Raw genomic sequence first — 23341 nt, forward strand, 5'->3', positions numbered from 1 at the left:
CGGCGTCCTTTGACGGGCACCCCGGCACCGAAATTTGACAAGCAAAGGGTATAACTGCTATCAAAAAAAAAAGGGGTCAATATGGAAAACCTGTCAACGACAGAAAGCTTGATACTGGGGGCATTAGTGCTGCTGGTGCTATTTTGGATGGGGCCAGGTGTCAAAGCATCGCTCGAGCACAGTAAAAATGCTGAAACGGATTGGAAAGCGGTATTGTTTCCGCTGGGATTCGTTGTACTATTTGTATTATTTTTAATAGCCATGGTTTGAAATGATTGAAGAATTTCAGGAATACGAAGAATTCGACGATGAAGTCGAATACTATGCGGTAAGACCGAATAAATCCCAGATCAAACGCGATATTGCCGTATTGTTTGATCTTGGGGAGGAATTGGTCGCGTTGTCGACGGCGCAATTAAGCACGTTGGATTTGCCGGAGGAATTATACAAGGCGGTTATCGGTACGGTTGGGATGCCGCCGAAAGGTGCCAGAAAAAGACAGTTGAAATTTATATGCGGGTTGCTCAGAAAGTTAGATGTCGAGCAGATTTTAGAAAAATTGGCTCGGATTAAAAACCAGAGTGCGCATTCGACGAGGGAGCATCATAAGGTTGAGCGTTGGCGCGATCGTTTGATTGCTGAAGGGCAAGACGCCTTGACCGAATTGATTGATGAGTATCCGCAAACCGACCGGCAAGTGTTAAGGCAATTAATGCGCAGTGCGCAAAAAGAAGCGGCCGAAGCGCGGCCTCCGAAATCCTCGCGGGAACTATACCGTTATTTGAAGGAGTTGTTCGAAGACGATTCCGAACGAACGGCTTAATCAATCGTGGGGTGCTCTCCGTGGATTGTTTAAATTATTGAAATTGTTCGAATAAATCGATTTGTCGGTTGCAGCTTGGCGAGGCGAGTGATGACAAGGCGACACCCAGCAGGCGGACCTTACGCCGTTCGGTTGGCGCCGTTTTCAATAAGTCGTCCAATAGCGGTAGAGCATTTAAGTTTTCGGTGATTGCTTTCGAAAGCGTTCGGCTACGCGTGATTTGCACAAAATCGCTATATTTTATTTTTATCGTTAAGGTGTAAGCCGCCAGTTTTTTCTCTTTCGCCTTGCCGAGTGCTTTGTTCAGCAGATTCTGCAACTGTATCAATAGAGTCTCCCGGTTATCGAGATCTTCTTGAAAGGTGACTTCAACACCGATCGATTTAGTGATTCGTTGGTGATTGACCGGGCGATTATCGATGCCCCGGCAAATATGGTAATAATGCAAGCCGGCTTTACCGAAATAATCTTGCAAAGAGGCGAGGGGCATCGTTTTTAAATCGGCTCCGGTAAAAATGCCCAGGTCATGCATTCTTTTCTCGGTGGCCTTGCCGATACCGTGAAATTTTCCGATAGGTAGGGTTTCGATAAACCCGGGGCCGTTGTCGGGCGTGATTAAATACAAGCCGTCCGGTTTGTCGAGATCGGAGGCTATTTTTGCCAGGAATTTGTTATAAGAAACGCCTGCGGAAGCGGTCAGTCCGGTCTGTTGCTTGATTTTTTCCTTGATGTCTTTCGCAATGAGTGTCGCAGAGCCTTTGCAGCGATTGCATTGGCTAACGTCAAGATAGGCTTCGTCGAGCGATAAGGGTTCGAACAAATCGGTATAGTCGGCAAAGATTTTGCGGATGCTGTTCGACGCTTCTCGGTACGCTTCGAAACGCGGTTTGACGAAGATTGCATGAGGACAGAGGCGATGTGCCGTAGTCGATGGCATCGCCGAATGGATGCCGTATTGCCGGGCTTCGTAACTGCAGGTTGATACTACCCCTCGAGATCCCGGCAAACCGCCTACGATTAAAGGTTTATTGCGGTATTGCGGAAAATCGCGTTGTTCGACTGCGGCAAAAAATGCATCCATATCGATGTGGATGATTTTACGAGCGGCTTCCATGGTCGTTGACGCGAGTCAGTCTTAATGTTCTCGGTGAGACGGCAAATCCAATGTTTCGGTCTCGTTCCAGTCGGCGAAAGGGAAGGGCATTCGCTCGGTGTTGAAAGTCAAGAACAGCACGATATGATACAGATAAGCCGCCAGTTTTTTCCCAAGATCGAGAATATTCTTATTAGCCGAACCGGTCAGCAGCATAGAGGCGATTTGCAGCAATATCACCGCCCACAACAATACCCTGACCAATCCCGCGATGACCGCGAATACCAGCATAAAGGCGATTCTTTTCCAGGTGTTCGGTTTTTTGAGGTTTTCGTTGAGTTGTTCCTTCATGTGTTCTCTTATCCACGGTTTAAGATGTCACGCAAGTCCAACGCGGCGGCATTGGCGCGAGCGATATAATTAGCCATTGTCAACGAGTAGTTCGCGAATAGACCGTAGCCGCTGCCATTTAAAATTACCGGGCTCATGATGGGTTGTAACGAACTTTCTAGCGCCCGAATCATGATATCCACGGTATTCATCGCGCGTTTACTGATTAAGATGCTTCTGAAGTCATGTTCGATTGCCTTGAGTATATGCAGCAAAGCCCAAGCCGAACCGCGTGCTTCCCAAAACATGTCGTCGACCAGCAGCCAAGGCGTTTGTTCCAAAGGCTCGGTACTCAGATGCTCTTGTTTTAATTTGTCGGCTTCCGGCGTTAGCGTTTGTTGCAGGGTCATTTCCCGAATATAAGTTTTTTCGGTGCTAGCGGCCAGACGAACCGATAAATTGCCCAAACGCTTGATGACGATTTCGGTATATTGCCAAAGATTATCGGCTCGTGCATAGAATCGTGCGGCTTTTTTCCCGGCTGGTTTTTGTAGGCGCGTCATATAGTTATGGAGAGAGTCGATGCCTTTTTGATATTCCGCTTCGGTCGACGGAAGCGCCCAGGAATTGCGTTCGTAATAGAAATAAGGCTCGGCGATCGCAAGATCTGGGTCTTCGGCCGATTGCGATTGATCACGCGCGAAATGATTCCGTAGTGCGGTCGTGGCGTCGCGTAAGATGACCAAGGCCCCCAATTCCCAGTTCGGCATGTTATCCATGAATACGCCCGGAGGTGCAGCGTCGTTAGTGATATAGCCGCCGGGCTTGTGTAGTAATACTTCGGCGATATGCGCTAAGGTATTTGCGTAAACATAACCGAGTGGAATGTCGGTCGTGTCGTCGACTTTGGAGCGTTCTATCGCTTCGTCATAAACATTGAACGGATCGGGTTCCTGGCTCCACCAGGTTGCCAAAATTAGAATTACAATAAGAACCGCGGATGCGATGACACCAAGCGTCCATAGGATCCCTTTATATTGTGTGTTCTGTGGTAAATCGTTTTCAGACATTTCCGGTATCCTTCGTGTGCAGCATTTTTTTAAAATTGCTCTAAATAATAACAGGTTTTATAGCCGTTGGCTCGTTAACAAAAAGCCGAGTTAGGGTGTTCTTTTTTGCACGAGGAAGGGCCTAATCGTAAACTTACTGCGGAGCGGGTTATTTAACCCGCTCCCAACGTTTCGATTTGGGTTGATCCTGGACGAAAAGCTTCCGCTCCTGCTCACGCCCCTTAACTACATCCATGTATACCTATCGCACTTCAAATTTCGGCATTAGCGTATGGAGGCGCCGGGGTGTTCGGCAAAGGCTTTGGCAGCATGGATGCTGTCATAGAGCCTACATGGACGTATTCACGGCGTCCTTTGACGGGCACCCCGACGCCGAAATTTGACTAGCAAAGGGTATAGGTAACGTTTAGGACTGGGCTGCAAACTCCGTCCCACCTAGAAAATATCCAGTTCAAGGCGTTCTTTTTTTAGCGCGGGGATGGGCCTGATCGTAAACTTCGGCAAGATGTTGGAAATTAAGATGGGTATAGATTTGCGTCGTGCCGATTGTGCTATGGCCGAGTAATTCCTGAACGGCTCTAAGATCGCCGCTGGATTCGAGTAAATGACTGGCAAAGGAATGTCTCAGCATATGCGGGTGGATATGTTCGGCGATCCCTTTTTTTCGACACCAGTTTTCGAGTCTTTGTTGTACGCTACGTTGTGCGAGTCGGGTGCCTCTGGCCGATAAAAACAGCGCAGGCTCATCGCCGCGATTGAGGTCGGCGCGTAATGGCAACCAGTTTTTCAATGCCTCGACGGCTTTATTGCCGATCGGTAATATTCTGGATTTTCCGCCTTTTCCCGACTGTACGACTAAACTGCAATCGGCTAAATCGATATCGACTAAATCGAGCGCGGTCAATTCGCTAAGTCGCAGGCCGCAGGAATAAAATAATTCAAAAATCGCTTGATCCCTGATTTCCAGCCAAGAATCGGTATCGGCTTCGAGGAAGCCTGTTACTTGGTCGACATCGAGCACTTTGGGGAGTTTTCTATCCTGCTTGGGCGCTTTGACCGCCTGGGCCGGGTTTACTGTGGCGAGGTTTTTTTTCAGCAAATATCTGAACAAACTGCGTATCGCCGATAATTCGCGCTGCAGGCTTTTGCTACCGAGCCCTTGCCGGTGCCTCGAGGCGATATGGGTGCGGATATCGCTGGTATTTAGCGACGACCAATTCTCTATGTTGTGTTCGACACAAAAGTCGCGCAATCTCTCCAAGTCATATCTGTAGCTTTCGACGGTATGGTCGGACAAGCGCTTTTCGACTTGCAAGTAGCTTAAAAAGCTATTTAACTGAGTCAGCGCGTCTTCAGTCATGTTCCGATTGGTGAAGCAACGAAATCAAGCGTGTGGCAATAATCTCGCTCATTTGGGTCAAAAATAAATTACCCATGCTGTAATGGAAGCGGTTGTCTTCGCGGCTGCCGATCGCAACAATGCCTTCGAGTTGGGTGAACGACATGGGGATGATCGCGCAGGACTTAACCTCCGATGCCGCATCGCCGAACAGGACCTTGGCTTGCGCTAGGGTGGGACGTCCGCATTTCGGCTGGTTGTTGTTCAGTATTTGCGCGAAATGCTGAAGAGTGGGGTCGTTCGGTGCGATAAACAAATTGGCAATCGGCGTTTGCTCATGTTCGGAAATGATACGCACAGCCACAAAATCGGTTATGAAATACTCGACGAACACATGCTCGAGATTCGCGACGGCTTCGTCGAGCGTAGCGGCATCGAGCAAGGCCAAGGTCAATTTGTGCATGCGATTAAACGACGTATCGTTCTCGCGGGCAATTTCGATCAGCGCGGTTAATTGACTTTCCAATTCCTGATGCTTGACCCTGAAAATTTCCAGTTGTTTGGATATCAATGAAATCGCATCGCCGCTCGGATGCGGTATCGTCATGCTTTCCAAGAGATTAAGGTGGTCGTTGAAGAACTCGGGGTTGGCCTGCAAGTAGGCTTCAACTTGTTCTTCTGTCAGTGTGTTGAGTGCTTGTTTTTTCATAATGAGATACGTCCCTCGAAAACCGAAACGGCGGGTCCTGTCATCAATACCGGCTGTCCTCTCCCCGGCCAATTAATTGTTAATGATCCGCCGGGCAGTTCGACTTTGACTTCATGATCGAGCAAATTTTGTTCGATACCAATGATCGCGGCGGCGCAAGCGCCGCTTCCGCAGGCAAGTGTTTCCGCTGCTCCCCGCTCATAAACACGAAGCTTGATATGGCCGCGGTCGATGACTTGCATGAAACCGATATTGGCGCGCTCGGGAAAATCGGGATGGCTTTCCAGTAAAGGTCCTAATTCATTGACCGGCGCGTGCTTGATGTCGTGAACCTGAAGCACGGCATGCGGGTTACCCAGCGAAACCGCGCCGAAACCTCTTTCGATATTATTGGCGATAACGCTGTAAAACTTCGCTTCATGCTGTGTTTTTAGCGGGATTTCTTCAGGCTTGTGTTTCGGGATGCCCATGTTGACCGTGATCATGCCGTCCGCGTTGAGCTTCAGCAACAGTTGGCCGGCATTGGTATCGACGCGGATTTCGTCTTTATCGGTCAATTTTTTATCGCGGACGAATTTCGCAAAACAGCGCGCGCCGTTGCCGCATTGCGCAACCTCGCTGCCGTCAGCGTTGAAGATCCGGTATTTGAAATCGGCATCCGGACTAACCGGGATTTCGACCAATAATAATTGATCGAAGCCGATGCCGAAATGGCGGTTCGACCAGGTACGGATTTGTTCGGCCTGTAATGAAATGCTTTGATTGATAGCATCGATCACGACAAAGTCGTTACCGAGTCCGTGCATTTTGGTGAATTCGATCATGGATGTTATTTTCCGGTTAAGGCAGTAATTGTTCGCCAGCCCATAATTGCGCAAGGGTTTCCCGCTCGCGAACCAGGTGGCAATCGCTGCCATCGACCATGATTTCGGCGGCGCGCGGTCTTGAATTATAGTTGGAACTCATCGTAAAGCCATAGGCGCCGGAAGATCGTATCGCGAGCAAGTCTCCGGGCGAGAGTCTCAATTTGCGGTCCTTGCCGAGAAAATCGCCGGTTTCGCAGACCGGGCCGACGATATCCCAATGATTTTCATCCGCCGAACTTTGGCTTTGAACCGGAATGATTTCCTGCCAAGCGCTGTAGAGCGAAGGGCGGATTAAATCGTTCATCGCCGCATCGACAATCGCAAAATTTTTGTCGGCCGTGGTTTTAAGATATTCGACTTGCGTGACCAGAATGCCTGCATTGCCGGCGATGGCCCGGCCGGGCTCGAGCAGGATCTCAACATCATGATCGAGCGTCGATTGATCGAGACGATCGAGCAAGGCCTTAACATATTCGGCCGGTTCCGGCGGTTGTTCGTCACGGTAACGAATGCCGAGACCGCCGCCGAGGTCCAGATGGTGCAGGGCGATTCCCATTTTTTTTAGTTCCACGACAAGGTCGAGTATCCGGCCCAATGCGTCCAAGAAGGGCGTCGTGTCGGTCAATTGCGAACCGATATGGCAGTCGATGCCGATAACATCGATATTCGGCATGGCCGCGGCGCGTTGATACTCAAGTAAGGCTTGTTCAATCGCAATGCCGAATTTGTTTTCCTTTAAACCGGTCGAGATGTAAGGATGGGTTTTCGCATCGACGTCGGGATTGACGCGGAACGAAACCGGAGCCTTGACGCCGAGTTGGCCCGCCAGTGCATTGATTCTGTCCAACTCTCCGCCGACCTCGATATTGAAACAACGGATACCTGTCTTCAGCGCACTTAGGATTTCATCGCTGCGTTTGCCGACGCCCGAAAACACAATTTTTTTCGGATCGCCGCCTGCGGCTAAGACGCGCTCGAGTTCACCGGCCGAAACGATATCGAAACCCGATCCTAACCTGGCTAAAATATTCAGCACCGCAAGATTGGAATTGGCCTTGACCGCATAACAGATCAGATGCGGCCTATCGCCGAAGGGACGGTCGAAAGCATGCCAATGTCGTTCCAACGTGGCGCGCGAATAAATGTAGCATGGGGTTCCAAGTTTAGCGGCGATTTCCCGTACCGGACAGTCTTCTGCGAATAATTCGCCGTTTTTATAATTAAAAAAATCCATGTGTCAGTCTTCTTCGTCAGGTTCAATGTCGGCCGGTAGTTCTTTCGGGACATGGATCGGCGCCGGCCCGTCCGGCAAATAAAGCGGTCCGGTTTGTCCGCAAGCAGTGATCCATAATGCGATAAAGAAAGCGAGTAAAAGTTTGGAATAATTCATAATGCATCGTTGTATATCTGAGTAGGAAGCCAAGTGGCCAACTGCGGCCAATAAGCCAAAACGGCCAACATGATAAGCTGAATTGCGATAAAAGGCATCACGCCTTTATAGATTTGGCCTGTCGAAACCTCGGCCGGAGCCACGCCGCGCAGATAAAATAACGCGAAACCGAACGGCGGCGTCAAAAACGACGTTTGCAGGTTTAATGCAATCATGATGCCGAGCCAGACCGGGTCGATACCCATCGCCAACAGTACCGGGCCGACGATCGGCACCACGACGAAGGTGATTTCGATAAAATCCAACACGAAGCCGAGAAAAAACATCACCAGCATCACGCTGAATACGGCGCCGAATTGACCGCCCGGTAAGTCCGAGAGCAGGTTAACGATCAGTTCATCGCCCTCAAACCCACGAAATACTAACGAAAACAAGGCTGCGCCGATCAGGATTAGAAACACCATGCTCGTGGTTTGCGTGGTGCTGCGCATGACTTCCTGCAGTGTAGCTAAATTCAACTCGCATTTTGCGAAAGCCAGAATAATGGCACCGAAAGCGCCGACCGATGCCGCTTCGGTCGGCGTAGCCAGGCCGCCTATGATTGAACCGAGTACCGAGAGAATCAATATTAACGGCGGCGCCAGGCTAAACAATAGGCTCCGATAAAAGCCCGGTTCGAGCCGGGCGTTTTGTTCTGCGGCCGGCATCAAGTTCGGACGCAGCCAGGCCAGCAAGGCAATATAGACCAAATACATTGCAACTAGGCCGAGTCCGGGCAGTAGCGCACCGGCGAATAAATCGCCAACCGAAATCGATTCCGGCGCAAACACCCCCATGTCGAGCTGAGCCTGTTGATAGGCGGTGGAAATGATATCGCCGAGTAAAACCAGTACGATAGACGGCGGAATCATTTGGCCTAATGTTCCGGAGGCGCAAATCGTGCCGCAAGCCACGGCCGGATCGTAATTTTTGCGTAGCATGGTCGGCAGCGACAACAGGCCCATCGTGACCACGGTCGCGCCGACGATGCCGGTGCTAGCCGCCATCAACATGCCGACTAAAGTTACCGCGATGCCGAGGCCGCCGCGCAGGGTACCGAACAAATCGGTCATTGCTTCTAAAAGGCTTTCGGCAATACGCGACCGTTCGAGCATTACGCCCATGAACACGAAAAGCGGTACCGCGATCAGCGTTTCATTGCCGATGATGCCGTACAGACGGTTGGGCAATGCGTTTAAAAATGCGATGTCGAAATTGCCCAGCAATAAACCCAGTCCCGCGAATGCCAGCGCGGTGCCGCTCAATGCAAAGGCGACCGGAAAACCGCTTAATAGCACGACAAAAACCGCGGCAAACATCCATAGAGCCATCATATTTTCCATTTATCGAGCCTCTATTCGACGAGTTTCCACGGGAGTATGCAAGCCCAAGGCAATCATTAAATTAGCGATGAACATGGAAATACCTTGCAGGATTAAAAGGCATGCGGTCAACGGAATGGTGCTTTTGATGAGAAATACGCCGGGAAGTCCGCCGGAGTTGCTAGAGCTTTCGTAGATATTCCACGATTCGACGACATAGTGCCAACTGCTGTAAAGGATAAACCCTGAAACCGGCAACAATAAAAACAACACGCCGCAACAATCGATCCAGGCTCTGACGGTTTTGCCGCAGCGTTGGTAAAAAATATCGACCCGAACATGAGCGCCGGTTTTCAAGGTGTAAGCCGCACCCAACATAAACACCAGCGCATGCATATAGGAGACCGATTCCTGCATGGCAATCGAATTGAAATTAAACGCATAACGAAGCAAAACGATCGTAAACGTCACCACGACCATGATCAACGTTAGCCAGGATACGGTCGTCCCGATCCATTCGTTAAGCGAGTCGATTATATCGGCAAGGCGGCGACAGAACTGAACAGTCGAAGGCATATATGCTGAGGTCCGGGCGTAAAAAATGAGAAAGTTGGTAATTATACCTAATACTTTGTTCGGGGTGAGTGATTCAACCCGTCCAAGGGCGATTCGAGGGCTTCGACATATCCTTTATCCTAACGTTCATGAAGGCCTGGCCATCGACGCCTGTCGGTCGAGCAACCGCACCCTCTCCGGAACCGGCATTTGCTCTGTCGAGCGCCGTATATCGAAAAATTAGATAAAGGGTCTATATCTACGAACTTTCACAGTAAAAAGAGCAGTTGACATGTGTTGTAGACCGTTCGTGCTGAGCTAAGTCGAAGCATGAAGGGTCTACAACACTTTCACCGTCTTGGTGAAGCCTCAAACTACCGTTCACCCTTCGACGGGGCTCTCCTGAGCGCAGCCGAAGGGCTCAGGGCGAACGGTAGTTTGAGGCTATCAAACTGTTCTTTTTAGGTTTATTGTCTTTAACACCCTCGAATCTCCCTCGCCTAACGCTCACTGCCATTAAGTTAAGGGAAGCCCGTCATTCCGCCATGGACTGGCGGAATCCAGTGCCATGGATGGCAAGCTTTTGAGGCAAAGTAGATCCTGGATACAAGCATTACTTAATTCTGTGCTGGCTTAACTTAATGGCAGTGTCGCCTAAAACGCTAGGTGATCCGCGAAGGGTACGCTGTGCGTACCATGGTAGCTCCGCGATGTTCATGTGCTAACCGAACCGCCAGGGCACGGCTTTGGTACGCACAGCGTACCCTACAATTTATCTGAAACGATGGGCGCGCAGGGCGAAAGAACCATTTAGGGCGGTTTTTTTGTGCGTGTTTCTTGGTTCGAAGTTTGGCAATCATTGCCGGCATGATTATTGACTCCGAAGGGATATACGGATTCCCTACGGCACTGCTGCGATATTTTGTGTGGAATCATAAGTAATTGAAATAAAAATATAAAATATCATGACGGAAGGGTAGTCTTGTATCCCTTTATATTGATTCTGATCCTCCAAAAAATAAATATTAAAGATTGCCATTAAAAGAGTAGAAATTTAAATTCCCGCCTACTATCCTTAAACAAAACTTAACGCTCTCGTTACGGTTCCTTGAATGATTCGTGAAGAATCTTTTGTCTTTTAAAAAAACAGTTTTTGGTGATTGGTTATGCAGCGACAAACTCTTGTCATTTCATTATTATCCGCGGCAATGGCATTGCTTCCGGCTTGCAGCAGTTCTCCTTCACGGCATGTTGAAATTAAACCGACGACTCCGCCAAGAGTTTCTACCGGCTCTCAGTGGACCTATAAACCGGCTATAGCCGCTAAGTTCGCGCAAAAAGAGCAGGGCGTATTTCCTAGGCCGCCAACATTGGAACCGGCAGTCGATTTTTGGCGTAAGACTTATGGGGTATGGCATCGTTCGGAAGTCGCTTTTCATGATGATCGCTATATGGGCGTTATCTATGAAGTGATGAGGTTACCGGGCAATGTCGGCGAAGGTTTGACTAACCAACAAAAAGCGATGGTCGAACAGCGCAAAGCATTTTGGAAAAATCGCTTGAGTGACTTAGACAGGAAATTGCGAGCTAAAGCGCCGCTTGACGAATTCGATAAACAAATCGTCGCCAGAATCCAAAGTCAAGGCAATTTGCATGAGATTTTGCCGGAGGCTAGTCAAAGATTACGGTCGCAACGCGGCATAAAAGAGCGATTCAAACGCGGCCTGGAGATCAGCGGTCGGTATGATGCGCAATTTAGAAGCATTTTCCGCGAATACAATTTGCCGGAGGATTTTGCTTATTTGCCGCATGTCGAGTCGTCATTTCAAGCTTCCGCAAAATCCCACGCCGGCGCGGTCGGCATGTGGCAGTTCACAAAAGGGGCCGCTGAAACGTTTATGCCGGGTAAAAACAAACCCGATAGGCGCCATGATCCGATAGCCTCGGCTCATGGCGCGGCTCGTTATCTAAAGTATGCTTACAACAAACTCAACGATTGGCCGACTGCGGTGACTTCTTATAATCACGGTATAGGCGGAATGTCGCGGGCACAAAATCAAGTCGGCCGCAATTTCGAACAAATCGTCGAACGATACAACAGCCCGATATTCGGGTTTGCGTCGCGTAATTATTATGCACAGTTTTTAGCTGCGAGAGACATTGCGGCAAACCCCTTGGCTTACTTCCGCGAAGGCGTAAACTTTGAAGGCCCGATGGGCTCGACTCACTATCTCGCCTCGGAATAACGACTTTTCCTCAACCGATACAGCCTCTCCAGTCCTCTATAAAGTTATACCCATCGCACTTCAAATTTCGGCATTGACGCATGGAGGCGCCGGGGGGGCGGCAAAGGCTTTGACAGCAGGGATGCTGTCACAGAGCCTACATATACGTATTCACGGCGTCCTTTGACGGCCCGCCCCCCGGTGCCGAAGTTTGACCAGCAAATGCTATCAAAGGGGGACTGGAGACTTTTTCGGATCGATATTCCCTCAAGCATCATTATCGCCATTCTGCTAGAATTCCCCTATTTAAGGGCGGCGATCCATGCGTAAATGTAGACTTTATGCAATTGCCGATATTTTTTTCGGATGAAGCAACAAAGCGATCACATTCAGATATTGAATCATAAAAATCGCGTTGCCGATTAAATGGCGGAATAATTATGTGTTTTAGTGCGAATATGTCTTTAGGTCTGGGGCTGGTAGGCTTGGCAGCTTCAAGCGTGACTTTTTTAGATAAGAGCGAAACCCTACAGGTGAGATTGGCGAGAACCTACGCGATACTGCATTTTTCAATGATGGAATTCATTCAATATTTCGCCTATCCGGTTGCCGATCAATGCGGTTACGGCACGAATCTTTTTCTCAGCGAGTTATCGACATATCACATCAGTCTTCAGGCATTTGCGATTATGCCGGCATTGGCCAGCTATTCCTCGGATAAAGAAGCACTAAAAAAAGCATTTTACTTTAGCGCGACATTGAGTTCGTTATTTCTAATCTTCAATTTCCTGCCCAAGGAATGGCAATTATTCGGAATCGAGCCGAATTTTATCGGTAACAAAGTGGCTTGTCTTTATAGCGGGATTTATCACATCGGTTATGCGATACCGAGCGCCTTTGGTTTGTTGATTACCCACGGATCCCTTTTTGCGTTGGCATTGAGTGGGTTTATGTGGCCGGACAATTGGAAAATGGCTTCCTACCACTGCGTCATGGCATTGATGACCTTGCTGATGCCGCAATGGCTATTCGGCGTGTCGACCGGCGAAGCGGCGGCGATTTATTGCCTGTTCTCGATACCGATCACAATCAGCTTCTTGCCGCATTTCAAACAATTTTTTACGGTAATGCCGCAGCGTTTGCAACGGGCTTAGTAAGGGGCATGAACTAAGTTACGCAACTTTTCCGGTAAGTGTGCAGTGATGAAAATTGATTTATTAAGACAATTGGCGGCGCAAGACGGAGTCCAATATGCCTGGCTAAGACAGGGTGTGAATGATTTTGAAATGGCAGAGCTATTGTTTAAGGCTAGCAAATGGGATGGTGTTTGCTACCACGCTCAACAAGCGGTGGAAAAGTTATTAAAGTTTGTCGTCAGCGATGCGGGAGCTCAAATCCGACATATTCACTCGGTTCACGAGCTGGCAAAAGATGTAAACAAATCACTTGATACCGATTTGTTCGATGATGAGCTTATTGACCTATACAAAGAATTGAGCCAATACAACACCATAGCAAGATACCCGTCATCATGCGATGCGCCTGTGGACATTATCACCAAAAAGCAAGCACTGTCGGCCTTGGATGCTTTTAACCGGTCGGTGAGGATACTGGAGCGGCTTTATGCAAAGGACTAATCTTGTCCAAAAAGCTAGAATCCGAAAGAAGCTGGGCGTCGTGGCTTATCTCAAACAAGCTTTTAAAGATTTTTCCTGTCCGGTTTATTTGTTCGGTTCGTATGCAACAGAACAATTTCACGGCAACTCGGATGTGGATATTTTAGTAATATCGCCCAAAGAGTCGATTCAAATAAATTACCGCAAAGCGTGCGATAAAATGTCGGAATTAGGACTTGGTTATGACATTTTAGTAACCGATTCATTAGAGCAATTGGATCGGAGCATCGTGGATTCCCTTTACAAAATAAATGTAACTTAGGAACGAGTATCCTCGTTCCCGTGCTCCTGCGTGGGAATGCATACCGGTCTTATCAAGGCTAAAGTATAAATTCCCACTGCGGATCGAGGTCGCCGGAAAAACGACATACTCATTCCTGATTAGCAATATGCTTCAGCTTGCCGAAACCAAGTGTCCAAGCAGGGGCCAGTCGTAGTCGCAAAAACTAAAATATGCTGTTACCCAAGCTCCAGCTTGGGCAACCTGTTCAGGAAGCTCTAGCTTCCCGACAATCAAGAAAAATTGAACGAGCGAGTCGCGGGGTTGATTGAGAGTGAGCGGAGGTTGTGTCGGTCTCAGGAAGCTGAGCTTCCGGGGTGTTTTTCCCAAGCTGGAGCCTGGGAAAGAGCGTGATGTGGGTGGCCGTTTTTAGCTTGACGCGCATGGCTTACGAACCCCGTCTTGCTAAGGGTTATGCTGATCTTTGGGCTTTAGCTGAAGAAACTTGCTAATCAGGTACTCATTTCATCGAATCCGCCCCGACAGCCCCGCCTTGAGTCGCTGTAACGCCTCTTAACCAAATACCGGCAACCGGATTTTTGGGTACGCCAGAGGCGGACAGAAAGACGAACGGCACCGAAGTCAACGCCATATCGCTATTGATTTGCACGGCAAAATGTAAATGAGGGCCGGTGGTGAATCCGGTATTGCCGGAATAAGCGATCAATTGACCCGCTTCGACGCGCAAGCCCGGATATACCTGCGTTTTTTCTAGTTCCAAGTGCGCGTAAACAGCCATTGAACCGTCATCGTGTAAAATGCGTATTCGGTTGGCCTTCTGGCCATAAGCCGGCTTGACGCCGCCTTCGAAAAAATCGCGCTCGACATCCATCACGACTCCGGATCTGGCCGCATGAATCGGCGTGCCGACCGGCATCGCGATATCGACTGCATAACGGTTTTCCGGGTCGGTGTGGCTGAATTCGCCCTCGAAACCTTGAGTAATTTGAAACGACTCGCCGGCAGCGAAAGGCGGGAGATAGGCATGCTTGGGTAGATAGTCCGTTAGCGGCGGCCCTATTGCATAACGATAGTTCACAGTAAAACGAAAACCGGCTTGCGGTTGTGCTTCGCTAATTTCGAGCAGCGTTTTCGATAGCCCTGGAGACACGATAAAGCGATGCGGCAACGCCGGATTGGCCAAAGCATTCTCGTGCTCGACAAAAGCGACTTCCACTTGCACCGGGCCGCCGTAATCGTTACGGATGGCATAGGTCGGGTGACGCTTGTCGCCCCCTTGTATCAACCAGACCTTTTGCCTCTGCTCGACTTTCAATTGCCGGATCGTAACCGGTAATTCTGTGTCGGGCGCCTTGTCGGTATAGTGCCAAATGCCTCTTTCGTCCTGATATTGATAAAGTTTTTTAGCGGCAACGTTAAATGAAAACAGAACCCATATAATGCCGACCAGAGCCGGTGCGTGCCGTAAGGCAAAAGGCGATTTATTGCCGCCTTCCCGATAGTCAAATAAAGCAAGACGAAAGGGTGATGAAAAATGACGAGAACTCTTCATGCTTTGATTCCTAGTTTCAACGCTCCAGCGCTTATTGCTCTCTCCCAAACTCTTGTTTGGGAGTGTCTACCGTCAAGCTCCGCTTGACGAACAATAAGCAGAGCTTAAAGGTAGGCATTCCCAAGTAGAACTTGGGAACGAGACAATGGCCGTTTTTGCATGACCTTTTTAAACGCCGTGCGCAGAAGCTTTACATTGTCCTCATCGGCGAATAATTTCCGGCGTTTTTCGGTCACCACGGTAAACAAATAGCTGCCCGCGTTGATATAAACACGGCGATAACGCATGGCGAAACTCCGAATACAGTGAAGTTTGGCAATTTTGCGTAGGTCGGGTTAGTGTCAGCGTAACCCGACCTACATTGCTAACAATTAGTATTTGATCTTGATACCGAAATATCACGAGTCTGGTTGCCGGTTACTGTACCTAAAGGAATTGCTAAAGTACCCGTTCCTAAAGAACTATTTGTTCCTTGTGTAATTTGATATTTCCTGGAATTGTTTCCTGTACTACACGGCGGAGAAATGGTTATCGTTAACGTGTTTTCAACACCATCAGGTACTGTACAGGAATAGCTTTGACTGCCTGTTGGATTAATAGCGGTGCCGCAATTCCCTTCTAATACGCTAATGGATGCTTGGGCAATTGTTACTTGGTTGGTAAATGAAATAGTGCCGCTAATTGTTCGAGGGATAATAGCATTGAAATTAGGACCTTCAACTGTTGTAGGGTCAGATGTTCCTGGTGTCAATTGTACAGATACCGATGACGGAGTAACTCCGCCGCCACTAGCCGATAATGTGGCAATATTTGCTGTTGTTTGTATCGAGCACGTATAAATAGATGGGGCATTTGTGTGATCGATGGTGCAAGCAGTTCCGGCTAACTCGATTACGACTTCTTCTCTTCGTCCTCCGATAATATTACCGGTAATGGTGTAGGTTGTTAAAGTTGGAGTCGCCAGATTTAATGTGCAGCCAACTGTTGATGGAGCCATAACACAAGTCGCAACTAATGATCCGCTAGTGGCGTTAACAGTTAACGCCGGTTCGTTAGTGGTAATAGTGCAACTATAGGCTGTTGTGGTCGCTTGACATTCAACAGGTGTTTGTATTCCGTCTGTTATTGTGACAGTCGGTGCTGTGCTGGCATTTTTTATCTCACCGGAAACCAAAATGGTAGGGGCTACATCACCTGGGCAATAAGATACATCAGTAATTAAGTCGACGCTATTAGGTGAAGTTCCGGTTAGGTTGCGTTGGATATATTTAGAGGCGAGTTTTAGGCCGGAAATAGTTGCCGCGCGTGCCTTACATTCATTGGAAATTTGCGTGAGAGTATTTTTACCATTGATTATAAGAAAATTATGACAGTCGTAGGGTTTATTGATGCCTTCATTACTGACGATGTTGCCGTTCGTTCTCCGCGTGTAATAAGCCCGAGCTGTGTTGATTGTTGAAGATGGGCCGGCAAGCTCTTCAGCAAAACAGACATTATTCCCATTGCTTGCGATCCCTAATAAACCAACATTACCTCGCCAACCGCCGGGACCAACCTTTATTTGCGCAACTGCCGGTTTAGGGCATTCAGTGACTGCGGTATGTTGCCCGGCAGTCGCTAATTGAAGCGGTGTTTCGGCATCGACGCGTGGGAGATGAGTGCCGTCTGGTCCATTGATACAGTTGCCGCCGACATAGCAAACGTAAGGTGCCTCTGTTGAGTTAGCGATTGGGTTGAAAACACAATATGCGCCGCTTTCCGATGCATTAAAGGTGAATAAATTAACGTCCAACAATCCTGCATTGGGATTATTTCCGGTTGTGGCTCTAGAATAAACAATGCCTCGTATCGGGATGATTATGCCGCCATTAAAGCGAATTTGTCTTGTGCAAGATAAACCATCGTTGTTATCGCTAAATAACTCGATCGATTCGTCGCCAGCGATTGAATCATCGTTTACCCTGCGTGTATAAAGGTTGTTTTCGAAATAAACTAAATCGCTACACAGGAATACGCGATCGCCACCGCCCATGTCATTTTCTTTGAAATATTGGGTTTCACCATTAATTTCTCGCGTATATATACCTCGTTCAGCATCAAATAAAGTTAAGTCATCGAGCGGCACATTGAGATCGTCAAAAATTTTGTCGGATGACTCGGCGCTGGGACTTGGACTCATGGCATTCAATCCACGTTCATCATCGCTTGCCGCTAACATTGAAGCGCCAGGGCTTTGAAAGCTAATAACACTTTGCACGATTACTTGCTCATTTGCGATTGATGCAGAGCTGTTGGCCGCTGCATTTGCCGCTGCCGCATTGGCAGCGTTCAATACCATTTGGCCTGTGGCTCCCCAAGCGACTTTAACTTCAACTACTTTTCTTTCCGGGTTGGTTTGGTCCGTTACTAACCAATAGCGCGCGAAGTTTTCATTAGAGCCAACTATCCAGTTAGTCTCTTTACCACTGGCAATTTCATCAAAACTATCTTCCTTTTCAATCCGGTCCTTAAGCTCTTCGAGCTTTAGGTTGGCTAGTAACATGGCTTCCGAACGTATTTTATTGTTGCTGCTGCCACTTATTAAATTGATTTGCAAAGAGCTAATTGCTAATAATCCAACTGCTACTACTACAGTCGCAATCAGTACTTCAATCAGGCCAATTCCATTGTTGCGTGTTAATGTGTTTGTGACGTTCATTTGATATCACCTCAAAATTTAATTCCAATCTCGCCATGAGCCTGCGATGACTGCGCCAGTTCCTGGAATAAATGGTGTTGGACCGGACCCTTCGCCACCATAGGGCACATAGACCAGTTTTAGTGTTCCAGCACCGCTATTATTGCCGGACTCGCTTAATATCGAACCCTTGATTACCGCATTGCCGGCAATTTTTATTTCCCCGGTAACATATACAACGCCGTGAATCGTTCCCCCAGTCAATTGAAGATCACCGTTTATAATCATGATGGCGGGAACGTTTGGAGAGCCGATTACTGTCGTGCCGCCAATATTGGTTGTTGTAGTTGAAGGTGTTCCGTCCGGGCCTATCCATATTACTCCGGTCATACCGTTTGGGTTGCCTCCGGCTGCTAACTTTTGATCGCTATCTTCGGCCAAACCTCTTAACGTATCTCTATCGATCGAAAAAAACATGTTGAAGAATTCATCGGGTGAGGCATTAGTAAGGTTGGGGTCGCCACTTATCACATCAATTCCGGCTCCGGCGTCTCTATTGGAAACGAGTTGGGTATTCGCATTTTCATTATCGCTGTCTAGCTCTGCTTTGGTAAAATTCGTTATCTCTGTATTGCTGGGTCTTAAATATGTGCCAAAAGCTGCGCCGCTAGTATCCAAAATGCTGCCCGACCAAATACTGCTATTGTTGTAACGGTTGATAATTTTTGCATTACCGAAAGCGCCGACACCGGCTTTACTAACAAAAGGTTGCCGGGGACCTTTACCAGCATTAAAAACATCAAAGGTTCCTACGCACTGTATTATTGTTCGGACTGCTGCACAATCATCGCTCCATCCTCGGGCTGTAATTTGGGCTCTATCTTGATAGGTAATTGGGAGGGGAGTATTATCAGGCGAAGTTTGGCCTTGGCAATTGTTTGGATCATCTGGATCATAAAACACATTGTTAAAAAAGAATAAAGCACGGGTCGTTTGAGAGCCTGATGTTAAAGTAATATGAGTTGCTGGACTTGCACTTGAATTAGCGCCGCATTGGGGAAGATCTTCAACATCATTGGTATAGGCAGGGGCTCCTGCATCAATTCCTTGATTGTTAAAATATGCTATTGCTTGATCCATTGCGGCACTTGCCGCGGCGGTCGCCTGTGTCGTTCGATAGTTGTCTGCAGTGATTTGTGTCTCCACGAGTACGGTCTTAGCGGTAAATAGGACAACTATTGTGATGGCGATCAATAAAATTAAAGCGACTATCAGGCTTGCCGCGCCTCGTTGGTAATTTAAATTTTTAGCAAAGGTCTTCATTTTGATCCCTCTTGGCGAACTGCTACGGCTGTGTGTATAGGCGGTCATTTCTGATCTGCACGGTGCCGTTTATCGTTTTGCTTACATTCACGTCGTTGGCTAAAACTCCGGTCATGCGAATATTCACAACACGCTTCTGTATAACATTGTCACCTGTCGAAGGGGCAGGGTCACAGTCTATCGCGTCATCGGTTATTGTCTTAGTTGAAAAATTGAAACAACGAGAAGTCCCGGCCAAGCCAGCTAGCGGACCGAAACTGAACTCTAAATTCGTGATATTGATTTGTTCGCCGCCAGCATTTAGGGTCATTGCTTGCCAATTTGCGTTGGTATTGGAGCAGTCAGTCGTATTAACGCCGGTTAAACGCATTTCTATCGTGTTATTGTTCAGCCTAAAGCCGTAGAATTCGTTTGTATCGTCGACTGTCCCATCACCATTATTGTCAAAATGACCGCTACCGTTTGCGTCGTAACTGTATAAGATACAATCACCGGTACCATTAAAGTCTATAACAGCAATGTCAGTTGTAGGGCTCGTAAACGGGTTGTTTCGACTATCTGAACCGTCCACAGCTCCTCCCCAGTAGCCGGTTCTCCTGATGTCATTGGTCATCAGCATCATGGCTGATTCCATATCATGGTTTAACCGAGCAGAGCCGATCACATCAGAACTACCTCGTATCGTGGCTATGTAGACAGTGATGATTGTGCCGATGATTATCAGACCCAACAACAGGGAAATCATGAGTTCCATTAAAGTGAAGCCCATTACTTTTTTCATATTCGCTCACTACCGATTTAACAGTCGGGGTATGAAGGTAGGCCAGTTGTTCCACCAGGTGTACAAATAAAAACCCTGCCTGAACGGTTGACTATTATTCTTGCCGTATATACGGGTGAATTAAGTGTTATTTCAATATTATTATTTATATCCGTTGTACCACGTCTAAATAGGAAGGTTGCGCTATTGTCGCCGTCTAGCGCAATGTCAGAAAATTGTGTTCCATCGACAACCTTGATTGAACAGCTTCCTACTGTTTCGCAATCACATCCGCTGTTGCCTAAAGAAATACCGTAGCACCAGTCGGTTGTGCCTTTTAATTCAAGTGTGACGTCGGTACTTTGTTTTATGGCTTGAGTGCGTGTAAATTTTAAATCATCTGCCACTGATTCAACTGCGCCTTTTAGACGATTACGCTCCAAAACATCACGATAGGAAGGTACGGCCAAGACCAATATAATTGCGGCGATGGCAATGGTGATCAATGCTTCCAGTAGAGTGAATCCTTGATTCGTTTGATTTTTCATGGTGTTTTAGTCGCGTTTTTCATTTTATGTGTCCTTAACAATTTGCCGTTACAGAGGGTAGGCCAACTTTTCCGCTTGGCATGTTGGCAGACTGGGGTCTACAAATCCGCACTCGACCGGTGTCGGCAAAAACCACTCTGGCTGCGTATTTCGCCGTACTGAAAGTGACACCCCCGGCGGCCACGGTGCCTCGCCTGGGGTTAAAAGTATTATTGTTAATGCCTGCGGGCTCCATGGTAATGTATTCAAAATCATTGCCGAGTATGCGTTTAACGTCGCAAAAATCATTGGCGCCTATATTGGTTTGTTCGCAATTGCAATTGGCCTTGGCGGGCGTTCTAATTGCCAGTCCGTAGCACCATGCACCTTGATTGCCGGTCTTTCTGGAAACGACTATCGGTTGATGGCGCTTGAGCGCTTCGGTGCGCGCCAGTTTTAGATCGCCTTTTAACGACTCCAGGGCTTGTTTAAGGCGGTTGCGTTCCAACATGTCTTGATAACTCGGTATGGCTAATGTCGCTATAATGCCGGCGATAGTGATCGTGATCAGTAATTCCACGGCGGTAAAGCCGGCTTCGTTCATTTTAATAGGCAGGAGCTTATTCATTTCTATACCTCTTGCAAGAATGTATAGTGACCGCCAATGCCTTATCGGATTTTTCTGACCGTTAGACATTTAGCGGCTATTATTGTTTTAATTTTAGAGCAGGAATTTGAAATGACACGCAAATTTGAAGGTTTTACGTTAATTGAATTAATGATAGCGGTTGCCGTGATCGGTATTTTGGCCGCGATTGCTTATCCGTCTTATACGAGCTATGTCATGAAGGCGAGGCGATCGGATGCGAAAGCGGGGTTGTTGAGTTTGCAATTGGCTCAAGAAAAATACCGGGCGAATTGTTTGCAATATGCCACAGGGCTTCACGCTACCACTTATTCTTGTGGTGGCGGTTCATTCAATTTGGTTCATAGTAATAGCTCGCCTGATGGGCATTATGCATTGTCTATCGTTTCAGCCAGTGCGACAGCTTATACCTTAAGAGCAACACGCCAAGTTGGAGGAGCGCAAGCCAATGACAAGTGCGGTAATTTTGAAATCGTTTTTGCCAATGGTCAGGTCTCGAAACAACTCCAAACGGGCAGTTATTCAACTGGATATAACGCGGATACCTGCTGGTAAGCCGAATAGGTCAAATTAGGCGTTATACCTTTCGTACCCTAGCAGGACGGGGTTTGCAACCCCGTCCTAAACGTTTTGACTTTGGCCGAAATCAGCCGAAATGTTTAGGGCAAACCGAAACGTTGGGGACGGGTTAAATAACCCGTCCCGCAGAAGTGGCTACGACTGGCCACTGCTCGGACAGTTGGCTTCAGCAAACTGAAGCATCTTGCTAATCAGGACGTTTTATCAGCGTTCTATGGCAAGCGCACGGATGGGGGCATCCATCAGGCGATCCGCATAGGTCAAACTAGGCGTTAGCCGTAACCCGACCTATTCTACGTCTTTTCCTTTAACGCATTGCCGCACGAGCCGCCTCAGCCAAAAAACCGGAGCGCGTTGCGCCGTGCGCTTTCGCATAGCGATCGATTCTCGCCAACAACAGGCGCGGCAGCGTGATGTTGATTTTCTCGGCGGGGCCGAAGTATTTTTCAACCGGAACGTCGACGAAAGCCCAAACGCCGCCTGAATAATCCGGATTGGATAGGTGCTCGGCAATCGGTTTGCAATCAGGAATATCGGCTCCGTCTTCAATCAATGTTTCAATGTGACAATCAATCGCTTCAGCAACGGAAGCCAATGCATCGTCAAGGGTGTCGCCCGCCGAAAAACAGCCGGGCAAGTCGGGGACGGTAACGCCGTAACGAACGCCGTCATCGGTATGCAATACTACAGAAAAGCGCATGATAACCTCTTATTTCCATCCCGCCTGTTTGCGAATGCTGTTCAGCGTACCGGCGGGAATGTCGCTGTCAGGATGTTTGACCGTCACCAAGCCGGGTTTATCCGGGTGCTTGAACTGGTGATGTGAGCCTTTGATTCGTGCCAGAATCCAGCCGTCGGCTTCAAGTTGCTTGATGAGTTGTTTACTGTCCATGATGGTTATTATAATTACTCAATAAAAAGTATCAACACTATAACCACCGTTGGTGTTGACATAAAGCACCAAAAAAGCCGGGTAGCCGTAACCCACACTGCCATTAAGTTAAGGGAAGCCCGTCATTCCGCCATGGACAGGCGGAATCCAGTGCCATGGATGGCAAGCTTTTGAGGCAAAGTAGATCATGGATACAAGCATTACTTAATTCTGTGATGGCTTAACTGGCTTCCTACTTAAGGCGGGACAAAAGCACTAAGGATTAACCGTTCGCCCTGAGCCTGTCGAAGGGTGGACGGTTAATCCGCCCATGGTTCGACAGGGCTCTCCTGAGCGCAGCCGAAGGGCTCACCACGAACGGATTAACCTTAAACTGTCCCGCGTTAAGTGAGTAGCCGCTTAACTTAATGGCAGTGAGCCGTAACCCAGCCTACGCGAACAGCCCGGAGAAAACGCTCAAACTGGGAATTGCTGCTACGCGAATCACATTGATGTTTTTTACCCGAATAGGCGTAAAATGACAGATCCAGTATTGACTTCTATTTTAGTGTCATGAACGAATTCGCTCCGGACGAATACGATAGTCCTTGGAAAGAAGCGGTTGAGCGCTACTTTCCGGAATTCATGGCGTTTTATTTTCCGGACGCCGCGAATCTGATCGATTGGAACCAAGCCTATACGTTTTTGGATCAGGAATTACGCGCGGT

The 23341-nt window shown here is 48.1% G+C and carries 26 protein-coding genes; 7 read left to right on the plus strand and 19 right to left on the minus strand.

What is annotated here, in order from left to right:
• Positions 1-81: 81 nt before the first annotated feature.
• Entirely contained in the window at positions 82-270 is a 189-nt protein-coding gene (locus tag METBU_RS0102370; RefSeq protein ID WP_017839102.1) for a hypothetical protein, read from the plus strand.
• A 1-nt stretch (position 271) separates the two neighbouring features.
• A complete protein-coding gene (yjgA, locus tag METBU_RS0102375; protein WP_017839103.1) occupies positions 272-823 on the plus strand; it encodes a ribosome biogenesis factor YjgA in 552 nt (183 codons plus the stop codon).
• Between the two features lie 34 nt (positions 824-857).
• Here the strand turns inward: yjgA and dinB are convergent, their stop codons facing one another.
• From dinB to METBU_RS0102425, 10 genes are all read right to left on the minus strand, one after another.
• Positions 858-1937 (minus strand): DNA polymerase IV, encoded by a 1080-nt coding sequence (gene dinB / locus METBU_RS0102380; RefSeq protein WP_017839104.1) that lies wholly within the window; start codon positions 1935-1937, stop codon positions 858-860.
• A 21-nt stretch (positions 1938-1958) separates the two neighbouring features.
• Positions 1959-2267, minus strand: coding sequence for a DUF4389 domain-containing protein (locus METBU_RS0102385; RefSeq protein WP_017839105.1), 309 nt, complete (start codon positions 2265-2267; stop codon positions 1959-1961).
• An 8-nt stretch (positions 2268-2275) separates the two neighbouring features.
• Positions 2276-3316 (minus strand): DUF2333 family protein, encoded by a 1041-nt coding sequence (locus METBU_RS0102390; RefSeq protein WP_017839106.1) that lies wholly within the window; start codon positions 3314-3316, stop codon positions 2276-2278.
• Positions 3317-3767: 451 nt separating this feature from the next.
• Entirely contained in the window at positions 3768-4676 is a 909-nt protein-coding gene (xerC, locus tag METBU_RS0102395; RefSeq protein WP_017839107.1) for a tyrosine recombinase XerC, read from the minus strand.
• Positions 4669-5364, minus strand: a complete 696-nt coding sequence (locus tag METBU_RS0102400) for a DUF484 family protein (protein ID WP_017839108.1) — start codon at positions 5362-5364, stop codon at positions 4669-4671. Before METBU_RS0102400 ends, xerC begins: the two co-directional genes overlap by 8 nt.
• Positions 5361-6188, minus strand: a complete 828-nt coding sequence (dapF, locus tag METBU_RS0102405) for a diaminopimelate epimerase (protein WP_017839109.1) — start codon at positions 6186-6188, stop codon at positions 5361-5363. Before dapF ends, METBU_RS0102400 begins: the two co-directional genes overlap by 4 nt.
• Before the next feature lie 16 nt (positions 6189-6204).
• The gene (gene lysA, locus METBU_RS0102410; RefSeq protein WP_017839110.1) at positions 6205-7464 is read right to left on the minus strand and encodes a diaminopimelate decarboxylase; all 1260 of its coding nucleotides are present in this window, start codon (positions 7462-7464) and stop codon (positions 6205-6207) included.
• Positions 7465-7467: 3 nt separating this feature from the next.
• On the minus strand, positions 7468-7620 hold the full coding sequence (gene lptM, locus METBU_RS25730; RefSeq protein ID WP_017839111.1) for an LPS translocon maturation chaperone LptM: 153 nt from the start codon (positions 7618-7620) through the stop codon (positions 7468-7470).
• On the minus strand, positions 7617-9002 hold the full coding sequence (locus METBU_RS0102420; RefSeq protein ID WP_017839112.1) for a TRAP transporter large permease: 1386 nt from the start codon (positions 9000-9002) through the stop codon (positions 7617-7619). The genes lptM and METBU_RS0102420 overlap by 4 nt, the downstream gene beginning before the upstream one ends.
• Entirely contained in the window at positions 9003-9557 is a 555-nt protein-coding gene (locus METBU_RS0102425) for a TRAP transporter small permease subunit (RefSeq protein ID WP_017839113.1), read from the minus strand. It abuts the gene before it with no gap.
• 1145 nt (positions 9558-10702) lie between these two features.
• Between METBU_RS0102425 and METBU_RS0102435 the strand changes: the two genes are divergently transcribed.
• The 4 genes from METBU_RS0102435 to METBU_RS0102450 all read left to right on the plus strand — a co-directional run bounded on the left by METBU_RS0102435 (position 10703) and on the right by METBU_RS0102450 (position 13699).
• Positions 10703-11782 carry a lytic transglycosylase domain-containing protein gene (locus METBU_RS0102435; RefSeq protein ID WP_017839115.1) on the plus strand — a complete coding sequence of 360 codons (1080 nt, stop codon included), beginning with the start codon at positions 10703-10705 and terminating at the stop codon, positions 11780-11782.
• 419 nt (positions 11783-12201) lie between these two features.
• Positions 12202-12915, plus strand: coding sequence for a DUF5765 domain-containing protein (locus tag METBU_RS0102440; protein ID WP_017839116.1), 714 nt, complete (start codon positions 12202-12204; stop codon positions 12913-12915).
• Positions 12916-12963: 48 nt separating this feature from the next.
• Positions 12964-13398: a HEPN domain-containing protein gene (locus tag METBU_RS0102445; protein ID WP_017839117.1), complete on the plus strand. Its 435-nt coding sequence runs from the start codon at positions 12964-12966 to the stop codon at positions 13396-13398.
• Positions 13385-13699, plus strand: a complete 315-nt coding sequence (locus METBU_RS0102450; protein WP_017839118.1) for a nucleotidyltransferase family protein — start codon at positions 13385-13387, stop codon at positions 13697-13699. The genes METBU_RS0102445 and METBU_RS0102450 overlap by 14 nt, the downstream gene beginning before the upstream one ends.
• 478 nt (positions 13700-14177) lie before the next feature.
• Here METBU_RS0102450 and METBU_RS0102455 read toward each other — a convergent pair whose 3' ends face one another.
• The 7 genes from METBU_RS0102455 to METBU_RS25080 all read right to left on the minus strand — a co-directional run bounded on the left by METBU_RS0102455 (position 14178) and on the right by METBU_RS25080 (position 21145).
• On the minus strand, positions 14178-15230 hold the full coding sequence (locus tag METBU_RS0102455) for a M23 family metallopeptidase (RefSeq protein WP_017839119.1): 1053 nt from the start codon (positions 15228-15230) through the stop codon (positions 14178-14180).
• Positions 15231-15334: 104 nt separating this feature from the next.
• Positions 15335-15517 (minus strand): hypothetical protein, encoded by a 183-nt coding sequence (locus METBU_RS0102460; RefSeq protein ID WP_017839120.1) that lies wholly within the window; start codon positions 15515-15517, stop codon positions 15335-15337.
• 77 nt (positions 15518-15594) lie between these two features.
• On the minus strand, positions 15595-17928 hold the full coding sequence (locus METBU_RS0102465) for a hypothetical protein (RefSeq protein WP_017839121.1): 2334 nt from the start codon (positions 17926-17928) through the stop codon (positions 15595-15597).
• A gap of 18 nt (positions 17929-17946) precedes the next feature.
• Positions 17947-19230 carry a pilus assembly PilX family protein gene (locus METBU_RS0102470; RefSeq protein ID WP_017839122.1) on the minus strand — a complete coding sequence of 428 codons (1284 nt, stop codon included), beginning with the start codon at positions 19228-19230 and terminating at the stop codon, positions 17947-17949.
• A 22-nt stretch (positions 19231-19252) separates the two neighbouring features.
• Positions 19253-20011, minus strand: a complete 759-nt coding sequence (locus METBU_RS0102475) for a hypothetical protein (protein ID WP_017839123.1) — start codon at positions 20009-20011, stop codon at positions 19253-19255.
• A gap of 17 nt (positions 20012-20028) precedes the next feature.
• The gene (locus tag METBU_RS25075; protein WP_017839124.1) at positions 20029-20538 is read right to left on the minus strand and encodes a GspH/FimT family pseudopilin; all 510 of its coding nucleotides are present in this window, start codon (positions 20536-20538) and stop codon (positions 20029-20031) included.
• Positions 20539-20572: 34 nt separating this feature from the next.
• The gene (locus METBU_RS25080) at positions 20573-21145 is read right to left on the minus strand and encodes a GspH/FimT family pseudopilin (RefSeq protein WP_017839125.1); all 573 of its coding nucleotides are present in this window, start codon (positions 21143-21145) and stop codon (positions 20573-20575) included.
• A gap of 111 nt (positions 21146-21256) precedes the next feature.
• On the opposite strand from METBU_RS25080, the gene METBU_RS28905 reads away from it, so the two are divergent.
• A complete protein-coding gene (locus tag METBU_RS28905; RefSeq protein ID WP_083877599.1) occupies positions 21257-21718 on the plus strand; it encodes a type IV pilin protein in 462 nt (153 codons plus the stop codon).
• Positions 21719-22049: 331 nt separating this feature from the next.
• Here METBU_RS28905 and METBU_RS0102495 read toward each other — a convergent pair whose 3' ends face one another.
• Together METBU_RS0102495 and METBU_RS0102500 are read right to left on the minus strand one after the other, a co-directional pair.
• Entirely contained in the window at positions 22050-22442 is a 393-nt protein-coding gene (locus tag METBU_RS0102495) for a type II toxin-antitoxin system HicB family antitoxin (protein WP_017839127.1), read from the minus strand.
• A gap of 9 nt (positions 22443-22451) precedes the next feature.
• Entirely contained in the window at positions 22452-22634 is a 183-nt protein-coding gene (locus tag METBU_RS0102500; RefSeq protein ID WP_017839128.1) for a type II toxin-antitoxin system HicA family toxin, read from the minus strand.
• Between the last annotated feature and the right edge of the window lie 707 nt (positions 22635-23341).

The sequence above is a fragment of the Methylotuvimicrobium buryatense 5G genome (genome assembly GCF_000341735.1).
In the GTDB taxonomy this organism is placed as follows: Bacteria; Pseudomonadota; Gammaproteobacteria; order Methylococcales; family Methylomonadaceae; genus Methylotuvimicrobium; species Methylotuvimicrobium buryatense.